Source organism: Desulfobacter latus (assembly GCF_013389365.1).
Classification (GTDB): Bacteria; Desulfobacterota; Desulfobacteria; order Desulfobacterales; family Desulfobacteraceae; genus Desulfobacter; species Desulfobacter latus.
The window spans coordinates 1-20,516 of record NZ_JACADJ010000055.1; the positions used below are offsets into that span (position 1 = coordinate 1).

The 20,516-nt window shown below is 44.6% G+C and carries 24 protein-coding genes; 18 read left to right on the forward strand and 6 right to left on the reverse strand.

The window, feature by feature from the left end:
• The first annotated feature begins 118 nt into the window (after nucleotides 1–118).
• The 10 genes from HXW94_RS13610 to HXW94_RS13655 all read left to right on the forward strand — a co-directional run bounded on the left by HXW94_RS13610 (nucleotide 119) and on the right by HXW94_RS13655 (nucleotide 7,925).
• Nucleotides 119–727 (forward strand): OmpA family protein, encoded by a 609-nt coding sequence (locus tag HXW94_RS13610; protein WP_178367453.1) that lies wholly within the window; start codon nucleotides 119–121, stop codon nucleotides 725–727.
• A gap of 175 nt (nucleotides 728–902) precedes the next feature.
• Nucleotides 903–1,748 carry a tol-pal system protein YbgF gene (gene ybgF, locus HXW94_RS13615; RefSeq protein WP_178367454.1) on the forward strand — a complete coding sequence of 282 codons (846 nt, stop codon included), beginning with the start codon at nucleotides 903–905 and terminating at the stop codon, nucleotides 1,746–1,748.
• 18 nt (nucleotides 1,749–1,766) lie between these two features.
• Nucleotides 1,767–2,279 carry a crossover junction endodeoxyribonuclease RuvC gene (locus tag HXW94_RS13620; protein ID WP_178367455.1) on the forward strand — a complete coding sequence of 171 codons (513 nt, stop codon included), beginning with the start codon at nucleotides 1,767–1,769 and terminating at the stop codon, nucleotides 2,277–2,279.
• Entirely contained in the window at nucleotides 2,263–2,904 is a 642-nt protein-coding gene (ruvA, locus tag HXW94_RS13625) for a Holliday junction branch migration protein RuvA (protein ID WP_178367456.1), read from the forward strand. Before HXW94_RS13620 ends, ruvA begins: the two co-directional genes overlap by 17 nt.
• Nucleotides 2,901–3,938 carry a Holliday junction branch migration DNA helicase RuvB gene (gene ruvB / locus HXW94_RS13630; protein WP_178367457.1) on the forward strand — a complete coding sequence of 346 codons (1,038 nt, stop codon included), beginning with the start codon at nucleotides 2,901–2,903 and terminating at the stop codon, nucleotides 3,936–3,938. Before ruvA ends, ruvB begins: the two co-directional genes overlap by 4 nt.
• A 174-nt stretch (nucleotides 3,939–4,112) precedes the next feature.
• A complete protein-coding gene (locus tag HXW94_RS13635; protein ID WP_218576720.1) occupies nucleotides 4,113–4,847 on the forward strand; it encodes a hypothetical protein in 735 nt (244 codons plus the stop codon).
• A gap of 65 nt (nucleotides 4,848–4,912) precedes the next feature.
• Nucleotides 4,913–5,332, forward strand: coding sequence for a polymer-forming cytoskeletal protein (locus HXW94_RS13640; protein ID WP_178367459.1), 420 nt, complete (start codon nucleotides 4,913–4,915; stop codon nucleotides 5,330–5,332).
• A 72-nt stretch (nucleotides 5,333–5,404) separates the two neighbouring features.
• Nucleotides 5,405–5,839 carry a 50S ribosomal protein L13 gene (gene rplM, locus HXW94_RS13645; protein WP_178367460.1) on the forward strand — a complete coding sequence of 145 codons (435 nt, stop codon included), beginning with the start codon at nucleotides 5,405–5,407 and terminating at the stop codon, nucleotides 5,837–5,839.
• Nucleotides 5,840–5,861: 22 nt separating this feature from the next.
• The gene (gene rpsI / locus HXW94_RS13650) at nucleotides 5,862–6,257 is read left to right on the forward strand and encodes a 30S ribosomal protein S9 (protein WP_178367461.1); all 396 of its coding nucleotides are present in this window, start codon (nucleotides 5,862–5,864) and stop codon (nucleotides 6,255–6,257) included.
• Nucleotides 6,258–6,461: 204 nt separating this feature from the next.
• On the forward strand, nucleotides 6,462–7,925 hold the full coding sequence (locus HXW94_RS13655; RefSeq protein ID WP_178367462.1) for an exodeoxyribonuclease I: 1,464 nt from the start codon (nucleotides 6,462–6,464) through the stop codon (nucleotides 7,923–7,925).
• On the opposite strand, the gene HXW94_RS13660 is transcribed toward HXW94_RS13655, so the two are convergent.
• Nucleotides 7,899–8,651, reverse strand: coding sequence for a PilZ domain-containing protein (locus HXW94_RS13660; RefSeq protein WP_218576721.1), 753 nt, complete (start codon nucleotides 8,649–8,651; stop codon nucleotides 7,899–7,901). The two genes, HXW94_RS13655 and HXW94_RS13660, sit on opposite strands and share 27 nt — an antisense overlap.
• An 81-nt stretch (nucleotides 8,652–8,732) precedes the next feature.
• Nucleotides 8,733–9,002: an HU family DNA-binding protein gene (locus HXW94_RS13665; RefSeq protein ID WP_178367464.1), complete on the reverse strand. Its 270-nt coding sequence runs from the start codon at nucleotides 9,000–9,002 to the stop codon at nucleotides 8,733–8,735.
• Between the two features lie 198 nt (nucleotides 9,003–9,200).
• Between HXW94_RS13665 and HXW94_RS13670 the strand changes: the two genes are divergently transcribed.
• On the forward strand, nucleotides 9,201–9,674 hold the full coding sequence (locus HXW94_RS13670; RefSeq protein ID WP_178367465.1) for a chemotaxis protein CheX: 474 nt from the start codon (nucleotides 9,201–9,203) through the stop codon (nucleotides 9,672–9,674).
• A gap of 114 nt (nucleotides 9,675–9,788) precedes the next feature.
• Here the strand turns inward: HXW94_RS13670 and HXW94_RS13675 are convergent, their stop codons facing one another.
• From HXW94_RS13675 to HXW94_RS13685, 3 genes are all read right to left on the reverse strand, one after another.
• Nucleotides 9,789–11,171, reverse strand: a complete 1,383-nt coding sequence (locus tag HXW94_RS13675) for an MBL fold metallo-hydrolase (RefSeq protein WP_178367466.1) — start codon at nucleotides 11,169–11,171, stop codon at nucleotides 9,789–9,791.
• 143 nt (nucleotides 11,172–11,314) lie between these two features.
• Nucleotides 11,315–11,965, reverse strand: a complete 651-nt coding sequence (locus tag HXW94_RS13680) for a peroxiredoxin (protein WP_178367467.1) — start codon at nucleotides 11,963–11,965, stop codon at nucleotides 11,315–11,317.
• Between the two features lie 152 nt (nucleotides 11,966–12,117).
• On the reverse strand, nucleotides 12,118–12,900 hold the full coding sequence (locus HXW94_RS13685; protein WP_178367468.1) for a prepilin peptidase: 783 nt from the start codon (nucleotides 12,898–12,900) through the stop codon (nucleotides 12,118–12,120).
• 265 nt (nucleotides 12,901–13,165) lie between these two features.
• Between HXW94_RS13685 and lon the strand changes: the two genes are divergently transcribed.
• The 7 genes from lon (at nucleotide 13,166) to folE2 (ending at nucleotide 19,291) form a co-directional block, all read left to right on the forward strand.
• On the forward strand, nucleotides 13,166–15,541 hold the full coding sequence (lon, locus tag HXW94_RS13690; protein WP_178367469.1) for an endopeptidase La: 2,376 nt from the start codon (nucleotides 13,166–13,168) through the stop codon (nucleotides 15,539–15,541).
• A 2-nt stretch (nucleotides 15,542–15,543) separates the two neighbouring features.
• On the forward strand, nucleotides 15,544–16,239 hold the full coding sequence (gene tsaB, locus HXW94_RS13695) for a tRNA (adenosine(37)-N6)-threonylcarbamoyltransferase complex dimerization subunit type 1 TsaB (RefSeq protein ID WP_178367470.1): 696 nt from the start codon (nucleotides 15,544–15,546) through the stop codon (nucleotides 16,237–16,239).
• 69 nt (nucleotides 16,240–16,308) lie between these two features.
• Nucleotides 16,309–16,971, forward strand: a complete 663-nt coding sequence (locus HXW94_RS13700) for a phosphatidylserine decarboxylase family protein (RefSeq protein ID WP_178367471.1) — start codon at nucleotides 16,309–16,311, stop codon at nucleotides 16,969–16,971.
• Nucleotides 16,972–17,009: 38 nt separating this feature from the next.
• Entirely contained in the window at nucleotides 17,010–17,477 is a 468-nt protein-coding gene (gene greA, locus HXW94_RS13705; protein ID WP_178367472.1) for a transcription elongation factor GreA, read from the forward strand.
• 72 nt (nucleotides 17,478–17,549) lie between these two features.
• Nucleotides 17,550–17,759 carry a DNA-directed RNA polymerase subunit omega gene (gene rpoZ, locus HXW94_RS13710; RefSeq protein WP_178367473.1) on the forward strand — a complete coding sequence of 70 codons (210 nt, stop codon included), beginning with the start codon at nucleotides 17,550–17,552 and terminating at the stop codon, nucleotides 17,757–17,759.
• A gap of 33 nt (nucleotides 17,760–17,792) precedes the next feature.
• A complete protein-coding gene (locus HXW94_RS13715) occupies nucleotides 17,793–18,503 on the forward strand; it encodes a PP-loop family protein (protein ID WP_281357841.1) in 711 nt (236 codons plus the stop codon).
• A gap of 11 nt (nucleotides 18,504–18,514) precedes the next feature.
• Nucleotides 18,515–19,291 (forward strand): GTP cyclohydrolase FolE2, encoded by a 777-nt coding sequence (gene folE2 / locus HXW94_RS13720; RefSeq protein WP_178367475.1) that lies wholly within the window; start codon nucleotides 18,515–18,517, stop codon nucleotides 19,289–19,291.
• Here folE2 and HXW94_RS13725 read toward each other — a convergent pair.
• Nucleotides 19,288–20,508 carry a D-alanyl-D-alanine carboxypeptidase gene (locus HXW94_RS13725; RefSeq protein ID WP_178367476.1) on the reverse strand — a complete coding sequence of 407 codons (1,221 nt, stop codon included), beginning with the start codon at nucleotides 20,506–20,508 and terminating at the stop codon, nucleotides 19,288–19,290. The genes folE2 and HXW94_RS13725 overlap by 4 nt on opposite strands.
• Between the last annotated feature and the right edge of the window lie 8 nt (nucleotides 20,509–20,516).

Sequence of the window (20,516 nt, forward strand, 5' to 3'; positions counted from 1 at the left end):
TGCTGGGTGCTGGGTGCTGGGTACTGGGTGCTGGGTGCTGGGTGCTGGGTGCTGGGTGCTGGGAAATGAAAGTTCCTATACGCTCGAATTACAGGTAAATTAAAAAAGGAGAAATACAATGAAAAGACAATTATTGATGCATGTTATGACGGCAGTACTGGTTGCAGGACTTGTGACCATGGTCGGCTGTTCAAAACCAAAAGTGGCAGATCCTGGTACCATGAATCAGGGACGGATCGGAGAGACGGATGCTGAAAAAGCCGCCCGCATTGAGGCTGAAAGAGCTGCTCGTCTTGAGGCTGAAAGAATTAAAGCGCAGCAGATCAAAGCGCAGCAGCTCAAAGCCCAGCAGCTCGAAGCCCAGCGGCAGGCACGGATTATCGAAGCCAAGTCCCGTTTTCTCAATCAGAACATTTTATTCGATTTTGATAGTGCCGAGCTTACCGGCCAAGCCAAAGTTCTACTCCGGGAAAAAGCGGAATGGCTGCAGGCCAATCCCTCTGCTGCCGTAATGATTGAGGGGCATTGTGACGAGCGTGGGACCACGGTTTATAACCTGGCTCTTGGTGAAAGACGCGCCAACACTGTCAGGAGTTATCTTGTGAATTTAGGTGTTTCTTCCCGACGTCTGGGTACGGTCAGTTATGGAGAAGAAAAGCCTTTGGATCCGGCACCCACAGACGCAGCTTATCGTATAAACAGGCGTGCTCAATTTGTAATCAATTAGCGCCCTTTGGGCGGGCTGTTAGGTGCTGGGTGCTGGGTGCTGGGTGCTGGGTACTGGGTACTGGGTACTGGGTACTGGGTACTGGGTACTGGGTACTGGGTACTGGGTACTGGAAATTCCTATGCTCTTCAATTAAAAAAATCAATCATTTAACTATTTTCGGATTTCGTATCAAATGAAACCTTTGTGTTTTTATTCCTGTCTTGCAGCTATCATTTTAATCGTGGGTTGCGTGACACCCAATCAATATGAGGCACTGGAGACACGGGTGGCGATGATAGAACAAAATAATAGCCGCCGGAATGCGCTTGATCAGGCAAATACCGATGACCTTGGAGATCTTAAACAAAAGATGGGTGAGTTTTCCAAAACCACCCGGGAAAATTATGCTGAGGTGAAGTATGATATTCAGCAGCTTAAGGACAACTTTTATAAAATTCAAGGTCGGCTTGAAGAGCTGCGCTACAAGTTCGGTATCAGTGGACAAGAACGTCAGGAGAGTCTGGAAAAAAGGTTGGATCGTCTGGATAATGCCATTTCCAGGAATTATGAAAAGGTAATTGCCCTGGAAAAATATATGGGGTTTGAGCCTAGTCTGTCAGGATCGCCCGGCCGGAACAATGATTCTGCGTCCGGTGAAATACAGAATACCGAGGACGGTTTGTACCGCTATTCGAAAAAACTGTTTGACCAGGGCGAGCTGGAAAACGCAAGGGGGCAGTTTGAGAATTTTATCAGCAAATATCCCGACTCCAAAAATGCTGACAACGCAAGATTCTGGATTGCCGATTCTTATTATGCTGAAAAATGGTATGAAAAGGCCATTTTGGAATATCAGAAAGTACTTGAGAATTATCCAAATTCAAATAAAAATGCGGCCGCCCGGCTCAAGCAGGGATACGCATTTGCCGCCCTGGGTGAAAAGGCCAATGCCAGACTCATTCTCAAGGAATTGATCACACGGTATCCCAAGTCCCAGGAAGCTAAGTATGCCAAGGAAAAGTTAAAAAATATTGATTGATTGCGTTCTTCCAAAAATATGAAAATCATAGGCATTGATCCCGGACTTGCCGGAACCGGTATTGGCGTGATTGATGGGCAGGACCGTCATATTGCCGGATATTCCTTTGGCAGCATTTCCACAAATGCCAATGAATCCACAGCGGTCAGGCTGGATCAAATTTACCGTAAAACCAAATCTTTTCTAATTGAACAGCAGCCGGATCTTGTTGTTATTGAAGATATTTACTCCCTTGAAAAATATCCGGTATCGGGTATTATGCTGGGCAAGGTTTCAGGCGTACTGATTTTAGCGGCTTTCAAGGCGGGGGTGCAGATTCGCGAGGTGGCCGTCAAGGAGGTTAAAAAGGTGATTTCAGGAAACGGTCGTGCGGATAAGTGTCAGGTGGAACGTGCCGTACGCCATTTATTAAATCACCATGAGCCCATTCGGCCTTTCCACGCTTCGGATGCGCTGGGAATGGCATTGACCGGGTTATTTCGGTATGGGGGGATTGGGGGAAAAGAGTTTAAAGATGATCGCATATCTTGAGGGAAAAATTCTTTGCAAGGCGGCGGATGGTATCATCCTGCTGGCCGGCCATATCGGTTATGAAATCCTTGTGGATACCATTACCCTGTCTGTGTGCATGGAAAAGTTCCAGGCCAATGAAACAATAGGGCTGTATGTTTATTATCATGTCACAGAGCGGCAACCTAAACCTGTACTTATCGGTTTTTTGACCCCGGATGACAAGGAATTTTTTCAACTGTTCATTACCGTGGCCGCCATCGGACCCATGAAGGCCATAAAGGCGTTGACCAAACCGATACCCCAGGTGGCCAGGGCCATTGAAGATCGAGACACAGCTTTTTTGTCACAATTGACAGGTATCGGAAAGAGGACCGCAGAAAAAATCGTCGCCACCCTGAACGGTAAGGTTCTGGCATTTGCTGCGGCCCAACGCCCTGAGTCGGACACGGCGTCAACAACGCCCCGGGATGCTGTGCCTGAAGAAAAACAGGTCATGGTCAGACAGGTGACTGAGGTTCTCACTGAACAGCTTGGACACTCAGCATCATCGGCAAAAAGAATGATTAAGCAAGCCTTTGAAAAAAATCCAGGTATCAGTTCCCCTGAAGACCTGTTTGACGAAATTTATCAGGAGACCAGATGACGGCGGACGGGGATATTTTAAGCTATCGTTCAGATAAAAAGGGCGTGGTGTCGGAAAAGCTGAAAGTCGAAGATTCTTCCCAGGAGATTGTTTCCCTTCGTCCCGGTAGCTTTGATGATTATGTGGGACAGGCCGCAGCCGTGGAAACACTTAAAATAGCCATCCAGGCGGCAAAAATGCGTCAGGAACCTTTAGAGCATATCCTGTTACACGGCCCGCCCGGACTTGGCAAAACAACGGTATCGCATATTATTGCCAATGAAATGGGAAAAGATTTGACCATTACCTCCGGACCAACCCTGGAAAAAGGTGGCGATCTCGTGGGGATTCTGACCAATTTAGGGGAAGGTGACATTTTTTTTGTAGATGAAATTCATAGGATTCCCAAAGTGGTGGAAGAGTTTCTTTATCCTGCCATGGAGGATTTTGCCGTGGATTTTGTTTTTGATAAGGGAATTCATGCCAGGAGCCACAGGTACCGGCTTAAACAATTTGTACTCATCGGGGCCACCACGCGGGTGGGCCTTTTGTCCGCGCCGTTACGGGACCGTTTCGGTATATTTCGCACCCTTGATTTTTATTCTGTTGAAGAGTTGACGGTGATTATTCAGCGGTCGGCCCTGCTTTTGAAAACCCGTATAACAGATGACGGGGCCTGGGAACTTGCTAAAAGATCCCGCGGCACCCCTAGGATTGCCAACAGGCTCCTTAAGCGCGTCCGGGATTATGCCATGGTCAGGCACCAGGGACTTATGACGGCCAAAGGCGTCCAGGAGGCCCTATGTCTGGAAGGCATTGATGAGATGGGTCTGACACCTTTGGACCGCAATTATCTTGAAACGATTATTCGGTTTTACAATGGTGGCCCTGTCGGCATTGAAGCCATTTCCGCCACCCTTCAGGAGGAGACTGACACCTTGGTGGATGTGGTGGAGCCTTATTTATTGAAAATCGGCCTTGTGTTGCGTACTTCCAACGGCAGAAAAGCATCGGAACATGCATACCGGCATTTGAATCTGGAAAAAACAGGGTAAATGGAAGATATTTCAAAAGAAGTTGAAAGGGAAATAACCCAAATAAAACCTGCGCCGCATAAAATACCCAAGGGCTATACTATTCTTATCGTTAATGATTTCGGTGATATGCGATCCGGGGATTTTCTGAAAACTCTTATTTGTTTTTTTTTGGTAATGAGTCTGGCAGGAGGATTGGGTACTGTTTTTTTTTACCGGCTTTATTTTAAAACCAACAATCAGAATTTTCAATTAAAGCGTTCTCAGGGCGTTTTAAAAAAAGAAGTAGACCGTTTGACCAGTGAAAAAGAGATGCTCATGGCCAGACTGGTGGTGACCGGTAATGCAGCTGAACTTGACGCATTGACCCGTGACGGAAAGATTGGAAAAAATCCGCTCAAAAAAGAAAAGCCTTCAAAGTCCGCAGATGCAACCTCTGATTCAAAAGTCGCCAATAAACATGTTGGGCTGGATGATAAAAATTCGGCACCAAGCCGGAGCCGGTCCATTGACGATCTTGATACGCCAGCAGGGCAATTACCTGACACGTTATCTGACTTAAGCATTGGATCATTTTCCATTTCCCCGGGCCGTAATGCCCGGGAGATCGTTGTCCGGTTTAATATCAAAAATACGACACAAGATGCCCGGGAAGTATCGGGCCGGATTTTCTGTGTACTCAAACCGAAAGGTGCTACACCTGACAAGTGGGTGGTGCTGCCCAAATCCTCAATTATAAAAAGCGGTGTTCCCGGTCCTTATAAAAAAGGTCATTATTTTTCCATTTCTAATTTTAAACCGATTCAGCTTACGATCACTGCCTCGACACTGCCGCGGGAATTTTCCGCCGCTTCCGTATTTGTATTTGATGAAACGGAGAAACTGTTATTAAGGACCACCTTTGATATTGGACAAAAGAAACAGGATTGAGACGGATTTTAAAATCCAAAAATCAGGTTTTATGGGCCTAAGTACTTTTTAAGGAGGCAGTCGTTGTGAGAAGAAATAGTAAAAATTTAAGCATCATTGATAAGGAACTCAAGATTGACGGTGCCATAGAAAGTTGTGGAAAATTGATCATCAAAGGACAGGTAAAGGGCACAATTGATGGAGATGTTGTAATTATTGCCCAAGGTGGTGAGGTCAACTCAACTTTGACAAAGGTGTCTATTCTGACCATTGGCGGCAGCTTTAAAGGTGAGTTGATCGCTTCTAAGCAATTGATCATTCTGGCATCCGGTTCCTGTGAAGGAAAAGTTGTATGCCAGGATCTGATAGTGGAAAATGGTGGGTTGCTAAATGCGGATATATCCTGTAAAACCACCAGCAAAATGGAACCGGCCAAGAAAGAGAAATTATTTTTTTTAAAGAAAGCAGAATCAAGTCAAAAAGAGGAAAACCAAATAGAATTATAAAAATACTTGACTTTAAAAACAAAATTATGTAGTTACTCCTGATTGCGTTTATTTAGAGGAGCATAGAGAACATTGAAAAAATATACATACAGTGCAAAAAGATCTGACAACAAAGAGAACTGGTGCATTATTGATGCAAAAGACCAGGTGCTTGGGCGGCTTGCTTCCCAGATAGCGTACAGGATTCGGGGTAAACATAACCCTCTTTATACCCCTCATGTGGATACAGGTGACTGGGTCATTGTTGTTAATGCGGATAAGATCCGTTTAACCGGAAATAAAATGGAACAGAAAACCTATTACCGCCATTCCGGTTATATCGGAAATATAAAAGCCCAGACGGCCAAAGAGATGCTTGAAAAAAAACCTGAAGATGTCTTAAAAAAGGCTGTTCGTGGAATGCTTCCAAAAAACAGACTGGGCCGTAAACTTGGGAAAAAGTTATTTGTTTATGCAGGCGATCAGCATCCTCACGCTGCACAGAAGCCTCAGGTTGTCGAATTCTAATAATAAGGACTTGATACGATAAATGGAAAGTGCAAACCAATTTTACGCAACAGGTAAGCGGAAAAGTTCTGTGGCCAAAGTGTGGCTTATGCCTGGTACAGGAAAAATTATTGTTAATAATAGAGACTTGGATGATTATTTTGATATCCCGGTAAACAGGAATGTGTTGACCTCGCCTCTTGTTCTTACTGATAAAAGCGATGCCTTTGATATTAAAATTACTGTGATGGGCGGCGGTTATACCGGCCAGGCAGGCGCTATTCGCCAAGGCGTCTCCAAGGCGCTTGTTTTGTCTGATCCGGATTTGCGTGGTGTTCTGAAATCTGCAGGGTTTATCACCAGGGACGCCAGGCAGAAAGAACGTAAAAAATACGGGAAAAAGGGAGCAAGAGCCAGCTTCCAGTTCTCAAAAAGATAATGGCGCCTGCGCCGCAAAAACTGGAAACAAGAAGAAGGGAAGCAAACTTACGTTTGCTTCCCTTTTTGGGATTTTAAAACCATATGCTCGCAAAGCCCATACCATAACAAACAATGAAACTAAAAACACCGGCAATGCAGGGCCGGCATGGGCGCCGCAGGCACTTCGCCTCCTTGCCTCTTGTCTCCAGTGTCGTATAAAATAATGCAGACATTTTTATTCTATGACATCGAAACATCCGGACTGAATCCCGCCTTTGACCAGATACTGACTTTTGCGTGTATTCGCACGGATCTATCTTTAAATGAGATCGGCAGGGAAGATATTGTCATCCGGCTCAGGGATGATATTATACCTTCTCCAGGCGCGTTTCTTACGCACAGACTTGATACTCACGTACTTGAAACCGGTATCAGTGAATACCATGCCGCCTTAAAAATTCATTCTCTCGTGAACACGCCGCAAACTATCAGCATAGGATATAATTCCCTTGGGTTTGATGACGAATTTTTACGGTTTCTATTTTATCGTAATCTACTGGATCCGTATTCACATCAATTTGCCAAGGGCTGTAGCCGGATGGATATGCTGCCGGTCACATTGATATATTATCTTTTCTGCCACCAGGCACTTTCCTGGCCTGTGCTTGAAAATGGGCAGACGAGCATGAAACTTGATCTTTTAACCCTGCAAAACAAGTTTGAGACGTCGGGCAGGGCCCATGAAGCCATGAGTGATGTTGAATCCGTTGTCGGCCTTGCAACGGCGTTTTCAAAATACGAAGAAATTTGGTCGTATGTCCAGGGGTTCTTTGACAAAAATGCTGATCTTAATCGTATGAATAACCTTAAATCCTCAAAGTTGTCTGAGGCGTACGAAATGGATCTTGCCCTTATGGTATCAATTTCATTTGGTGCAGACTGCAACTATATGGCCCCAGTCGTTTATGTGGGTGGGTCTATCCCTTATAAAAATCAAAGCCTTTGGATTCGTCTGGATAAAGAAGGCCTGTTTGAGCAGATGGATGAGACCCTTGGGATATATGATCTTATTCCAATACGAAAAAAGCCGGGGGATCAGTTGTTTATTTTACCTGTTTTGGATCGTTTTTGGGAGAAACTGTCACCTGCATCACGTACCGTGTGCATACGGAATCTGGATTTTATCAAGCAGAATATGCCCGTTTTTGATAAAACGGTCAGCGTCCACCGAAGTTTCAAATATCCCCAGGAGCCAGATATAGATCTTGATGCAGATTTGTATCAGGGTGGATTCTTTTCATACCAGGATAAAAAAGAGATCGAAATTTTTCATAAAACAGAAGAAAAAAAGAGATATCAGATTACACAAACCTTTCAAAGTAACAGGGTACGGATGCTGGCCCAAAGAATACTTGTGCGAAATTTTAATGAAAAACCTGGATCTGCCCCTGAGTACCAGACGCATTTAAAACGGATTTTTGGAAATGATCCGCAAGCACCTATCAAAGGATATAAGGATAAGGCGGATGAGAAACTGACCTGCGCCAAGGCGCTTGAGGCGCTTGAGGCGCTTGAAAAGATTCAAGCAGAGCAAATGCACTCCTTTGATTCCAATCAGAAAGATCTTTTAAAGTGGCTTAAATCCCACATTCAAAATCAATCAGCCTTTTTTGCTGATGCGTTTTAATTCTTCTATCTGGGCTGTGTGGATGAAACGGTTTAGCATCTCTTGATTTTTTTGGGTAAGATTAATGATTTTCAGGCCGATCAATGTATGGGTTTCTGAATAATTCATGTTGATTCGCACAACCTCAATTCTAACGGGAAAGGTGCCTATCGCCCCGGGTTGATCTCGGTCGACTAAAGCAAGCCCCATGATCATTTCGGTACCGACTTTTAATAAAGATGAGAGGGTGTTGCGCTTTTTTTTTGTTTCAAGGATGATAAGGCCTAAACCTGAAAAAGAGATGTCTTTTATTTTGAAATCACTTGGGGTCCGGTACTCCTGTTTGTTATAAACGATCTTGGCCTTTACCGTATATCTGCTGGTCATTGGAAGTCTGAACGCGGACCGTATATTGGTTTCGATGACGGGTAACTGATATTTCACCACAATTGCTTTTACCGGAAGGCCTCCAGCCATGGGATAATTGCTGATAAACTGGATCGGCCTGCAACGAACCCCGATCCGTAGCCGGCGTTGATCAATATTAACAAGCGTTGTCAGATGAAGCTGTTCAAAAGAGGTAGCTAAGGATATGGGCGGAATTGGTTGGGCAATGGTAATGGTCTGTTTTTTAAAATCAGCATCATAAATAATGGACGATTTTGAAACGGGAAAATCGCTGTTTATATTAAATACTATACTTACGCCCACCGAAGGGAAAAATATCTTTTTGACGTCAAAATCCATGCCCGATAATCCAATCAGGCAGTAATGATCCAACATTGCTGGGGTCACAGACTACCTGATTGTTATGTTGTGTATGAGAAATTATTTTACAGCGTCTTTAAGTGCTTTACCAGGTACAAATTTGGGTACATTTCTAGCTGGGATATCGATTTCTTCTCCTGTCTGGGGGTTTCTGCCTTTTCTTTCTTTTCTTTCAGCGGTTTTAAATGTGCCAAAACCTACCAGAGTAACAGAGTCATTTGCAGCCAGTGCATCAGTGATTGTATCAATCATGCAGTCAACAGCTGTCTGAGCATCTTTTTTACTGCTGAGAACTTCTGACACTTTGTTAATTAAATCACCTTTATTCATCTTGCTCACTCCTTTTTTGGGGGTTATTAGGAAATATTATAAGTTAAAAGTATTATTTAGTGAAAATATTTTTCATTCAGCTTTTTGGGGTACGTTACGTCGTTAAGCCTGACCTGTCAAGTTTTTATTACGTTTTATTAAAAAATCGTTGCCAGTTTTTGGGGGACAGCATAGAATATTTGTAAATAGGAGGTAAAAATGGATGTATCGCTTGTTAATCCTTTTATTGAAGGAATTTTACATATTCTTGACACCACTGCACTAGTAAAAGTAAAACCAGGACCGCCTTTTTTAAAAGGAGATAACACTCATAATGGTGATATTTCAGGGCTTTTGACAGTCGATGGGGATCTGGACGCAACGGTTGCGATTTCTTTTACTGAAAAAAGTATATTAGGTGTTGTGTCTGCCATGTTTGGCGAGGAAATGACCGAAATTAATGAAGAAATCACCGATGCTGTGGGGGAGATAAGTAATATGGTTGCCGGACATGTGACAACAAAAATTGGAGAATTGGGAAAAAAAGTAAAAGTTAAATTCGTAAAAGTTGTGGCAGGTCGGGATAAAGAAATTTTACATACCGAATCCGGTCGTCATGTTGTCGCCATTCCCTTTCATACAACCAAGGGCAAGGTGTTGCTTGAAGTCTGTTATTCGGATCAAAGCGCATGATTAGCCGCTCTTTTAAAACGGCCCTGAAACCACGAAGAACACGAAGTTTAGTACTTATGATATCTTCGTGAACTTCAGGGCCTTCGTGGTAAGGGCCATGGAACTTTTAAAATATCACACCAGGGGTAGATTTGCGTTGTGCCAGGCAAATACACCGCCTGCCTGTGATTTTATATTGGTGAATCCCTGGTCTTTGAGAAAACCGGCTGCAATATTGGACCGATATCCGCTGCCGCATTGTATAATAATCTCCTGGTCTTTGTCTGCTTTGGGCATTTTATGATCTAAAATATCGGTTAAAGGAAAATGAACGGCGTGTTCAATATGGCCGCTATGCCACTCCGCCATGGTACGGACATCCAGAATCAAAGGGCCTTCCGGATCATTTTTTTTGTGAAGCTGCAACGGGGAAATCTGGGCCAGCTGATCCACGGGCCTGCCGCTCATGAGCCATTCATTTATACCGCCTGAAAGATATCCCAGGACTATATCATAGCCAATACGATGAAGTTCGGTGAGCATCCGGTCGTAGGCATCCCGGTTCTCCACCACCAATAGCAGTTCAGTGCCCGGGTCAATAACCATTCCCACCCAGTTGGCCAATTGCTTTTCAAACCCGATGTTGATGCTGCCGGGGATATGGAATCCACCATATGCGGCACTGTCCCGGGTGTCCATGACCAGCGTGCCTTGCTCTTTCATCAATTCTTCAAACTGATCGGGTGTCAGTCGCTTGTCCAGGGTGCAGGCATCCAGCAGATCTGCACCTTTTCTATTGGTGGAAATGATATGTGAAAAGCTTTTGGGGCGGGCTGGAAAGGCAGACATAATATTTTTTTTAAATGCTTCAAAAGAATCAAACCGCAGCATGGGGTTGGCGCTGCGTTCATATCCCAGTGTGGAGCTTTTTTTTGAACTCATGCCTCTGCCGCACAGTGATCCTTCTCCATGGGCGGGGTAAACTTCAAGATAGTCGGGATAAGCTGCAAGGGTTTTGTAGAGGCTGTTGTAAAGATTTTCAACCTGTTCGTCCAGGATCTCGGAGCCGGGAAGGTCGGGCCGTCCAATATCTCCTACAAAGAGCAGGTCTCCGGTTAGAATCATTTCCGGTTTATCACAACGTCCTGTGTCCGTGACGACCAGAGAAATGGAGTTGGGGGTATGACCCGGTGTGTGCAGCACTTCAATCTTTGCCGCCCCAAGGGTGAAGAGATCGCCCTGTTCAATGCCCTTATGGGCATAATTGATCTCCACGCTGTCATTGATATATATATCTGCACCCGTAGCGGCGCTTAATTCCTGGTCGCCTGAAATATGGTCTGCATGAAGATGGGTATTGACAATATGGGTGATGCGCATACCTTCCTGGTAAGCAATATCCAGATAATCCTGGATGTCCCTTTTGGGATCCACGACCATCATTTGTTGGGCTGCGGGGCAGCCAATACAATAGGACTGGCACCCAAGGCCTTTTACTGAAATCTGATTAAAATACATGTTACGGATCTCCTTTGGAAATGAATGGCGTTCTAAACTGATACTCGATGATCGAGTGATATAATTTCAATTTTTTGATAATGTCGCAGAAAAACCCGGAAGAAGACAGCAACTTCCGGGTCTGGTGCTAAGCGTTGAGAGGATTAGTAAAGGGTTCTATGACAGAACCACCAGTCGTATCCTTCATATTGATTCAACCGTTCTGCTGCATCTTTTTGTGACTTTGGCGGCGGAATAATGACCCGGTCTTTGAGCAGTTCATTGTCCGGCCAGTTGGCAGGCATGGCCACCCCATTCTGATCTGATGTGATCAACGCTTTTGTGGCCCGGACAATCTCATCCATATTCCGTCCAATTTCCTGGGGATAGTACAGAATCAGGCGCAGTTTGCTGTCAGGATCCACCACAAATACCGCTCTTACCGTATTGGACCCCTTACCCGGATGCAGCATGCCCAACTTGTTTGCCACTGAGTCGTTGGCGGCAATCACGGGGAAAGTAATGTCTATATCAAGTTTTTCTTTGATCCATTCGACCCACTTAATATGGCTGAAAACCTGGTCCACCGACATGCCAATCAACTCTACTCCCATCTCTTCAAATTGGGCAATACGGTTCTGAAATCCTACAAATTCGGTGGTACACACCGGGGTGAAGTCCGCTGGATGGCTGAAAAGAATAAACCATTTCCCTTTCATGTCTTTGGGCAGGGTCATGGGGCCATGGGTGGTGTCCACGGTCATTTCCGGAAACTCGTCGCCAAGAAGGGGCAGGTTTGTGGTTTGTTGTTCCATGATTTTTTCTCCTTTTTTGATTATGAAATTGAAATTTTAATTTCGCTATTATGATCTCATAACTGATTTAAATGCGCTTGCATCTTTGTCAGTTTATCACAGCAGATCCCATGTCAAAAAGATTTTTTTAAAATTTGCCCGGGTTTAAAATTTTATAGCAAATTAATATACCACTGAATGATGGGCTTTCCCCAAAAAATGTAGAGAATAGCGCCCAGCGAAAGAAACGGGCCAAAGGGAATCTTTGCCTGTTTAATTTGAGATTTTCCGGCCGGCAGCATGGCAGCTACTCCGCCAAGGGTACCCAGGATTGAACCTGTGAACAATGTGAAAAAGACCCCTTCTACGCCTGTGGCTGCGCCAATCATGGCTAAAAGTTTGATGTCTCCCCCTCCCATGCCCTGGTGCTTGCGAATATAATAATAGAAAAGGGCCACAAGATATAAAATGCCGCCGCCTGTCAGAATGCCGCTAACGACAGAAACAAAGCGCATTTGAGGTACAAAAAGACAGGAGGTGGAAAAAATGATAATTCCGGGAAGGGATAATTTGTCCGGGATAATTTGGTGATCCAGATCAATAAAAGAGATCGCAATCAGCACCGCACCGAATATAAAATAGAAAAATGCGGCCGTCGTCAGCCCGAATTTAAAAAAAAGTCCCAGGGCTAATAATCCTGTGATCAGTTCCACCACCGGGTAGCGTATGGAAATGGGTGCTTTGCAGAATCCGCATTTGCCCCTGAGCAAAAGAAAGCTTATTATCGGCAGATTAAAATAACATGGAATCGCATGGTTGCAGGCCGGGCAGTGAGACGGGGGCGACACAATGGATTGACCTTCCGGCATCCGGCAGATTACCACGTTGAGGAAACTGCCGATACAGGTACCAAAAATAAAGGAGATAACAGCAATAAAAACAGATAGCGTAAACATAGGTCAACTATCCAATGATAAAAATATTTTTTCAAGGATATTGTAAAAATATTTTTCTGTTATATTGTAAGTAAAAATTAAAGAGCAGGTAAACTAAGCCCGTATGTGAGGGCCAACCCGAAAAACCACCGACGGTCCAGTGGATTCCGGTCTGGTCCTGTTTTTTTATGAAAGGGTCTGATACTCTTTCACCATATGCCGTGGGGGGATACCGGCAGAAGAATGCAGGCGCGGCCCATGGACGTTATATAATCAAGGAGCATAAATGGCAGAAGCAGATATAGATGATCTGATTGAAATAATCGAAAAAGAAGGTAATGTCGAAGAAATCCCAGAGGTGATTCCCATGATGCCGGTCAGGGATGTGGTGGTCTTTACAGATATGCTGCTTCCTTTGTTTGTCGGACGGGAAAAGTCCATTAAGGCCATTGAAGAGTGTGTGGAATTTGACCGGTATGTTTTTTTATCGGTACAAAAAGATTCAGAAATGGAAAAGCCGGGGCCATCGGATATCTATGATATCGGGACCATTGCCCGGGTACAGAAGATGATTAAAATGCCTGACGGCAGGATCAAAGCGCTAGTCCAGGGTATTTCCAAGGCAAAACTTATAGAAGTTGTTCAAAAACGTTCTTTTTTTAAGGTCAGGGTGGAGGCAATTTTCGATGTCGAACCGGATTCTCTTGATATCGAAATTGAAGCCCTGATGCGTAACGTAAAAGAGAACAGTGAAAAACTTTTAGCACTTAAGGGTGAATTTTCAGGTGATGTGGGCGATCTTTTATCCCATATTGATTCCCCTGGCAAACTTGCGGATCTGGTGGCCTCCAACCTCAACCTTAAGGTGGAGGATGCCCAGGCCATTCTGGAAACAACCGATACCGTTGCCCGTTTAACCCGGGTCAATGATCTTCTAGCCCGGGAACTGGATTTGTCAACGGTTCAGGCTAAAATTCAGACTCATGTTAAAGATGAAATTTCAAAAAATCAGAGGGATTATTATCTTCGCGAACAGGTCAAGGCCATCCACAGAGAGCTGGGGGAAAGCGACGATAAGATCGCTGAGATTGTTGAGTTAAAACAAAAAATAAAAAAGTGCAAGCTGCCGGAAGCGTGTGAAAAAGAGGCGCTGAAACAGTTGACCCGTCTGGAGCAGATGCATTTTGATTCTTCCGAAGCATCTTTGGTCAGAACCTATCTGGATTGTATTGTTGAATTGCCCTGGAGCAAAACCACGAAGGACGTTTTAGACATAAAAAAAGCCCAGGATGTTTTAGAACAGAACCATTATGGATTGGACAAGGCCAAGGAACGCATTCTTGAATACCTAAGTGTACGTAAGCTCAATCCAAAGAAAAAGGGGCAGATCATCTGCTTTGTCGGTCCCCCGGGGGTCGGCAAAACCTCTCTTGGCCGGGCGATTGCCAAGGCCATGAAACGCAAGTTTCACCGGGTTTCTTTGGGGGGAATTCGTGATGAGGCCGAGATTAGAGGGCACCGCAGAACATATATTGGCGCCATGCCTGGAAGGATTTTACAGGGGCTTCGTCAATGCGGCACTAAAAATCCGGTTTTTATGCTGGATGAAATTGACAAACTGGGAAATGATTTCAGAGGAGATCCGTCATCAGCACTTTTAGAGGCATTGGATCCTGAACAAAATGTTGAATTTTCAGACCATTACCTGAATATGCCCTTTGATTTGTCTGATGTGTTATTTGTTCTAACAGCAAATATGGCCGACACCATTCCTTCGGCCTTGCTTGACCGGATGGAGTTGATCCATCTGACGGGATATACCCGTCAGGAAAAAGTGGTTATTGCCAAAAAACATCTGTTGCCAAGAAAGCTCAAGGATAACGGATTGATCCGTCGTGCCATCCATTTCAGTCCCAATGCCATAGAGTCCATTGTTTCAGAATACACCCTGGAGGCAGGTCTTCGGGGGCTTGAACGAAAACTGGATTCGGTGTGCAGAAAAATTGCCCGCCAAATAGCGGAAGGCCAAAAGGGCCGGTTTGCCGTTACCTGTCAGAATTTAACCAAGTACCTTGGTCCGCCGCAATATATTAATGAGATGGATCAGGAAGACAGCCAGGTCGGCCTGGCCACGGGGCTTGCCTGGACCGAAGTGGGCGGCGAACATCTGTATATTGAAACGTCGTTATTTCCGGGTAAAGGAGAATTACTGCTCACCGGACAGATTGGTGAGGTTATGCAGGAATCTGCAAGGGCTGCATTGACCTACACCAAGGCCAATCAGGACGCCCTGGGCATAGATAAGGAGGCCTTTGATTCAAACGACATCCATATCCATGTTCCGGCCGGTGCCATTCCCAAGGATGGTCCTTCGGCCGGTATTGCCATTGCGACAGCCCTGGTGTCGGCCTTCACCGGCAAAAAGGTGAATAACAAGGTCGGCATGACCGGTGAAATTTCTTTGCGGGGTCGGGTGCTGCCCATAGGCGGCCTTAAAGAAAAGGCGTTAGGGGCATTAAGGGCCGGCATTAAGACAGTGATTATTCCGGAGAAAAATAAAAAAGATCTTCATGATATCCCGAAATCCGTGAAATCCAAGCTGACATTCATCTGTGTGAAGGATGTCAAGGAGGTTCTGGATATCGCCCTGGAAGCGGAATAGCAATGTATTTTTTTGCCCTGAGTACCGCAGAGCAGGGCGCAAGCATGGCTCTGTTTGAAGACAACATCCTTGTTTTTGAATCCAGCCTGTTCAGTCGGCAGACCCATTCAAAAGGGCTCTTGCCTATGATTGAGCAGGCTGTTGAAAGCAGGGACGGAATGAGCGTTAACCGGATAGATGGATTTATTGCAGCCAGGGGGCCCGGCAGTTTTACCGGACTTCGTATCGGCATCAGCATGGTTAAGGGGCTGGCCAGGGCTGTATCAAAACCCTGTGCAGGGGTTTCCAGTCTTGACGGTATTGCGTTCAGATTCTGTTATTCACAAAAGCCTGTGTGTGTGATGATGGATGCCAAACGCAAAGAAGTCTATTCTGCCGTATATCAGTTCCATCATGGTAAGCTTATTCAAAAAAGTCCGGAAGTGGTCTGTTCGCCGGAATCGGCCATTGATCAGGCCGGTTCCAATGCTTTGTACGTCGGGTCAGGATCAAAGGTATACCGGGATACGATTTGCAGCCGGACCCATGACAGGGCGGTTCTTTCCTGCCCATCCATGGATGGGGTCAGTGCCTGTGCACTCGTGGTTTCCGTGATGTCGGATAACGGTGTGTTTGATTTTGAGAATCACCCTCTGAATCCGGTTTATCTTAGAAAATCTGATGCGCAGATTCATTTTGAAGAGAAAACAGGTGCTTGACAATATATTGATATGCTTGATATAAATATTAGATTATGGTTATTTAATGGTACTATTTAGGTAGAGGGTATGGATAATTCGAAATGGCCGGCAAAGGCAGTACTTCCCATTGCCATGCCAGGCGTCAAATACGTTGTTGCAAGCGTTCTTGTTACGGGGATATTATTTTATTCCGGATTCCTGAAAACAGGGATACTCGCGCTGCTGATAACGTTGTTTATTACCTGGTTTTTCAGAGACCCTGAACGCAGGGTGCCGGAAGGCGCGGATCTTCTGGTCTCTCCGGCAGATGGGAAGGTGATTGTTGTGGAGTACAATGCCCAGTGTGAATATATGGATGACCCCTGCCAAAAAGTCAGCATTTTCATGAATGTATTCAATGTTCATGTCAACCGTATCCCTTTCAGTGGGATAGTTGAAAAGGTTCAATATCATCCAGGTACATTTGTAAATGCATCTTTTGATAAAGCCAGTGTTCATAATGAGCGCAATGCGCTGGTAATAAAAACGGACAATGACAGTCGTTATGTGTGTGTGCAGATCGCAGGGTTTATTGCACGGCGTATTGTCAATTGCGTTAAAATTCGTGAGCATGTCCACAAAGGCGACCGATATGGTATGATTCAATTTGGATCCCGTCTGGATCTTTATCTGCCCATGGGCTTTGAGATCCTTGTGCGCCCTGGTGATAAAACAAGTGCCGGAAGCAGTGTTATCGGTCGGATGTGCTGATTAAAAAAATTAAAAAACGATGGAGTAATTTCTAAATTTTGGACCAGATACCTGTAACAAAACAAGGCTTTGCAACCTTGAAAAAAGAACTGGAAAGATTAAAAACCGTGGATCGTCCTGAGATAATCAAAGCCATTGAAGTGGCCAGGGCCCATGGAGACCTGTCTGAGAATGCTGAATACCATGCTGCAAAAGAGCGCCAGTCTTTTATTGAAGGCAGGATCGGGGAGCTTTCTTATAAGATCGGAAATGCCAAAGTAATTGATCCTGATTCTGTGACCAAGGACGTGGTCCGGTTTGCCAGCCGTGTTCTTGTGGAGAATCTGGATACCGAAGAAGAACAGGAATACATGATTGTCGGTGAGGATGAGGCTGATATTAAAAAAGGCAAAATTTCCGTCTCATCTCCCCTTGGGTCGGCCCTGATCGGAAAGGAGTTGGGCGAAGAGGCCATTGTCCAGGCGCCGGGTGGAAAACGGGTTTATGAGGTTGTTGATATTCTTTGATTGATTGTTTCTTAATCCGATTTTATTCGAGTCTCCTCGATATTGTAGTGATATTTTAGAAAGGAAAGTGCTGTGGCACGTGTAACTATCGAAGATTGTTTGAAAAATGTAGATAACCGCTTCACGCTTGTGCATCTGGCAGCTAAACGGGTCCGCCAGGTTCGGGAAGGGGCCGATTTCCTTGTACCATCCTATAAAAATGAGGATGTTGTAACTGTTTTGCGTGAAATTGCCGCTAACCGGATCGTTGTTAAAAAAGATCCTGAGTTTGACGCCGAATAGTCCGGTTTGGATAAAGGACTGACAAGGCGTTTGATGCATCTGCTTGGCAAAGCAATTCACGATTGGCGGATGATCGAAAATAATGACCGGATACTGGTGGGTGTGTCCGGCGGAAAAGACAGTCTGGCCCTTTTTCACCTGCTTGTTTCTTTAAAAAAAAAATCACCTGTCGCATTTGAACTGGTTCCTGTTTATATAGATCCGGGATTTGATAATTCTTTTGTCGAAAAACTGGATTCTTATATCAATGAAAGATATAAGGCGTCTCACCAGGGAATGGTGGTGGAAAAAACAAATTACGGCCAACTTGCCCACACTGATGAAAATAAGGGAAATCCCTGTTTTTTATGCAGCAGATTGCGACGCAAACGGTTGTTTGAACTTGCCCGGGAGCATGGCTGTAAAAAACTTGCCCTGGGCCACAATAAAGATGATTTGATTGAGACATTGTTTATTAATATTTTTTACGCCGGTAAAATAGGAACAATGAAGCCAAATCAGTCATTTTTCAGTGGACGCTTTGATATCATCAGGCCTTTGTCCTATGTCGAAAAACATGAGATAAACCGTTTTGCAAAAACTTTTGATCTGCCCGAATTTGTTAATACATGCCCCAGCGCCGGGTACACGAAAAGGCAGGATGTTGCAGACATGCTCGAAATCATGTACCGGCAGAATAAACATATAAAAGGGAATATATTCAGGGCAATGGGTAACATTGCCACGGATTATCTTTTAACGTAAAGATGTCATTGATGAAAGATATACAGAATCAGCCGGATTTTCGGAATATTCCCATTGATAAAGTCGGCATTAAGGGGCTTAAATACCCGGTGATCGTCCGGGACAAAGCCAAAGGCTCCCAGTCTACCGTTGCTGAAATTAACATGTATGTGGATCTACCTCATCAATGCAAAGGCACCCATATGAGCCGCTTTGTGGAATTGCTGCATACCGTTAAGACCCCGGTGGCTCTTGATTCTTTGACCAGCATTCTGGAAGACATGAAGGCCTCGCTTGGGGCGAAGTCTGCACATATTGAAATATCTTTTCCCTATTTTATCGAAAAAACATCTCCTTGCACCCAATCCAAAGGGTTGATGGATTATAATTGCACGATTGTTGGCTCTTCCAATGGCCGGAAAAAAGCAGACATCGTGTTAAAAGTGGCGGTGCCTGTTACCTCGGTATGTCCCTGCTCCAAGGAAATTTCAGCCTATGGCGCCCATAATCAGCGTGGAGAGGTACTTGTTGCGGCGCGATTTCATAAATTTATCTGGATTGAAGAGATTGTCGATCTGGTTGAACAGGCGGCATCGTGTGATATTTATTCCGTGCTGAAACGTGCAGATGAAAAATATGTCACGGAAAAAGCGTATAATAATCCAAAATTTGTCGAAGACATTGTACGGGATGTGGCCAAGGTACTTATCGAAGATGCCAACATCACCTGGTTTTCCGTGAGCGCAGAGAATTTTGAATCCATTCACAATCACAGCGCCTATGCATATATACAGCATTCAAGGGACTAGGGTCTAATGCTTTTAGAGACCTTTTCTTTGAGCATGCGCCTGATGGCGTCATATCCGGTGCGGGTTTGATTCAGCATGATCACAAAAGGGTAAAGCCGGTTGTCTTTTCCACGGATAAAGCCTGCACGGCTTCTGACATCCGACAGCGTACCGGTTTTATAAAATTCATTCCCATCCTTTTTTAAAAATTCATACCAGGGCATAAATGCAATAAGAATATCCCTCATCTGGGCAGGTGTCATATGGTTTCGCCGGGACAGGCCGGAGCCTTCAACAATTGCGACATCTCTTAATCCTATTGTTTTTTCTGCAAATTTATTCAGGATTGCAGTTCCTTTTTCAAGGGTTGCCGGCGGACCGTAAGTGCGGGCCCCTATAGTCAGCATGAGTTGGTTGGCAATAAAGTTGTTTGAAAATTCCAGCAACTTTTTTACAATGTCTGCCAGACTGAAGGCGGATGTATATACAATGCAGTTTTTATCAGATCCGGCAAAAATGCCTTCCTGGACAGTGCCTGTTATTTTCACCCCTGACGTCTTTAAAAAATAATGCATCAGTATGCCCGGGTAATTTTGTCGAAGATCATAGGATAGAAGAATTCTGCCTGTTTTTTTTGATCCGGGCGTAATCTGCTGCGCCAGAATATCTGGAAATGGGGTTTGCTTTTCAGCAGAAATATATTGCCTGCGCCGACTGTCCCATTTTAGAAAAATTGTGTTAAAATTGGCGCACAGTGCGCCGTTTGTGGCGTCATAGGGATTGGTAGAAGATCCGGCGCCGGGAATCGTAATTTGGGGCATAAAATAGGTCTGGTCTACAATGATATTTCGAATAACCGCAGATGCGATACGCCCCTTAGATACTTGTTTGGAAAGATGGCCTGAGATTTGATGCGCAAATCTGGTTATTTCCTCGGAGATGAATAACGGATCTCCAAATCCTTTCAGGTAAAGGTCACATGTTGTTTTGTCGTAATAGGCCCATGTCTGGAAATGGAAATCCGGACCTAAGGTTCTAATTGCCGCAAGGCTGGTCAGTATTTTCAAGGTTGATGCTGGAATCAACGGTTTATTTGAGTTTTTTGCATAAATTGTTTTGCCTTGATCGTCGCACAGAAGAATACCTGATGTTTGAGCCCAAACATGTAAAGATTTGCAAAAGCTCAGAAAAAACGCCAAAACAGTCACAAAAATATATAATTTGATTTTATTTTTCATGGATTTTT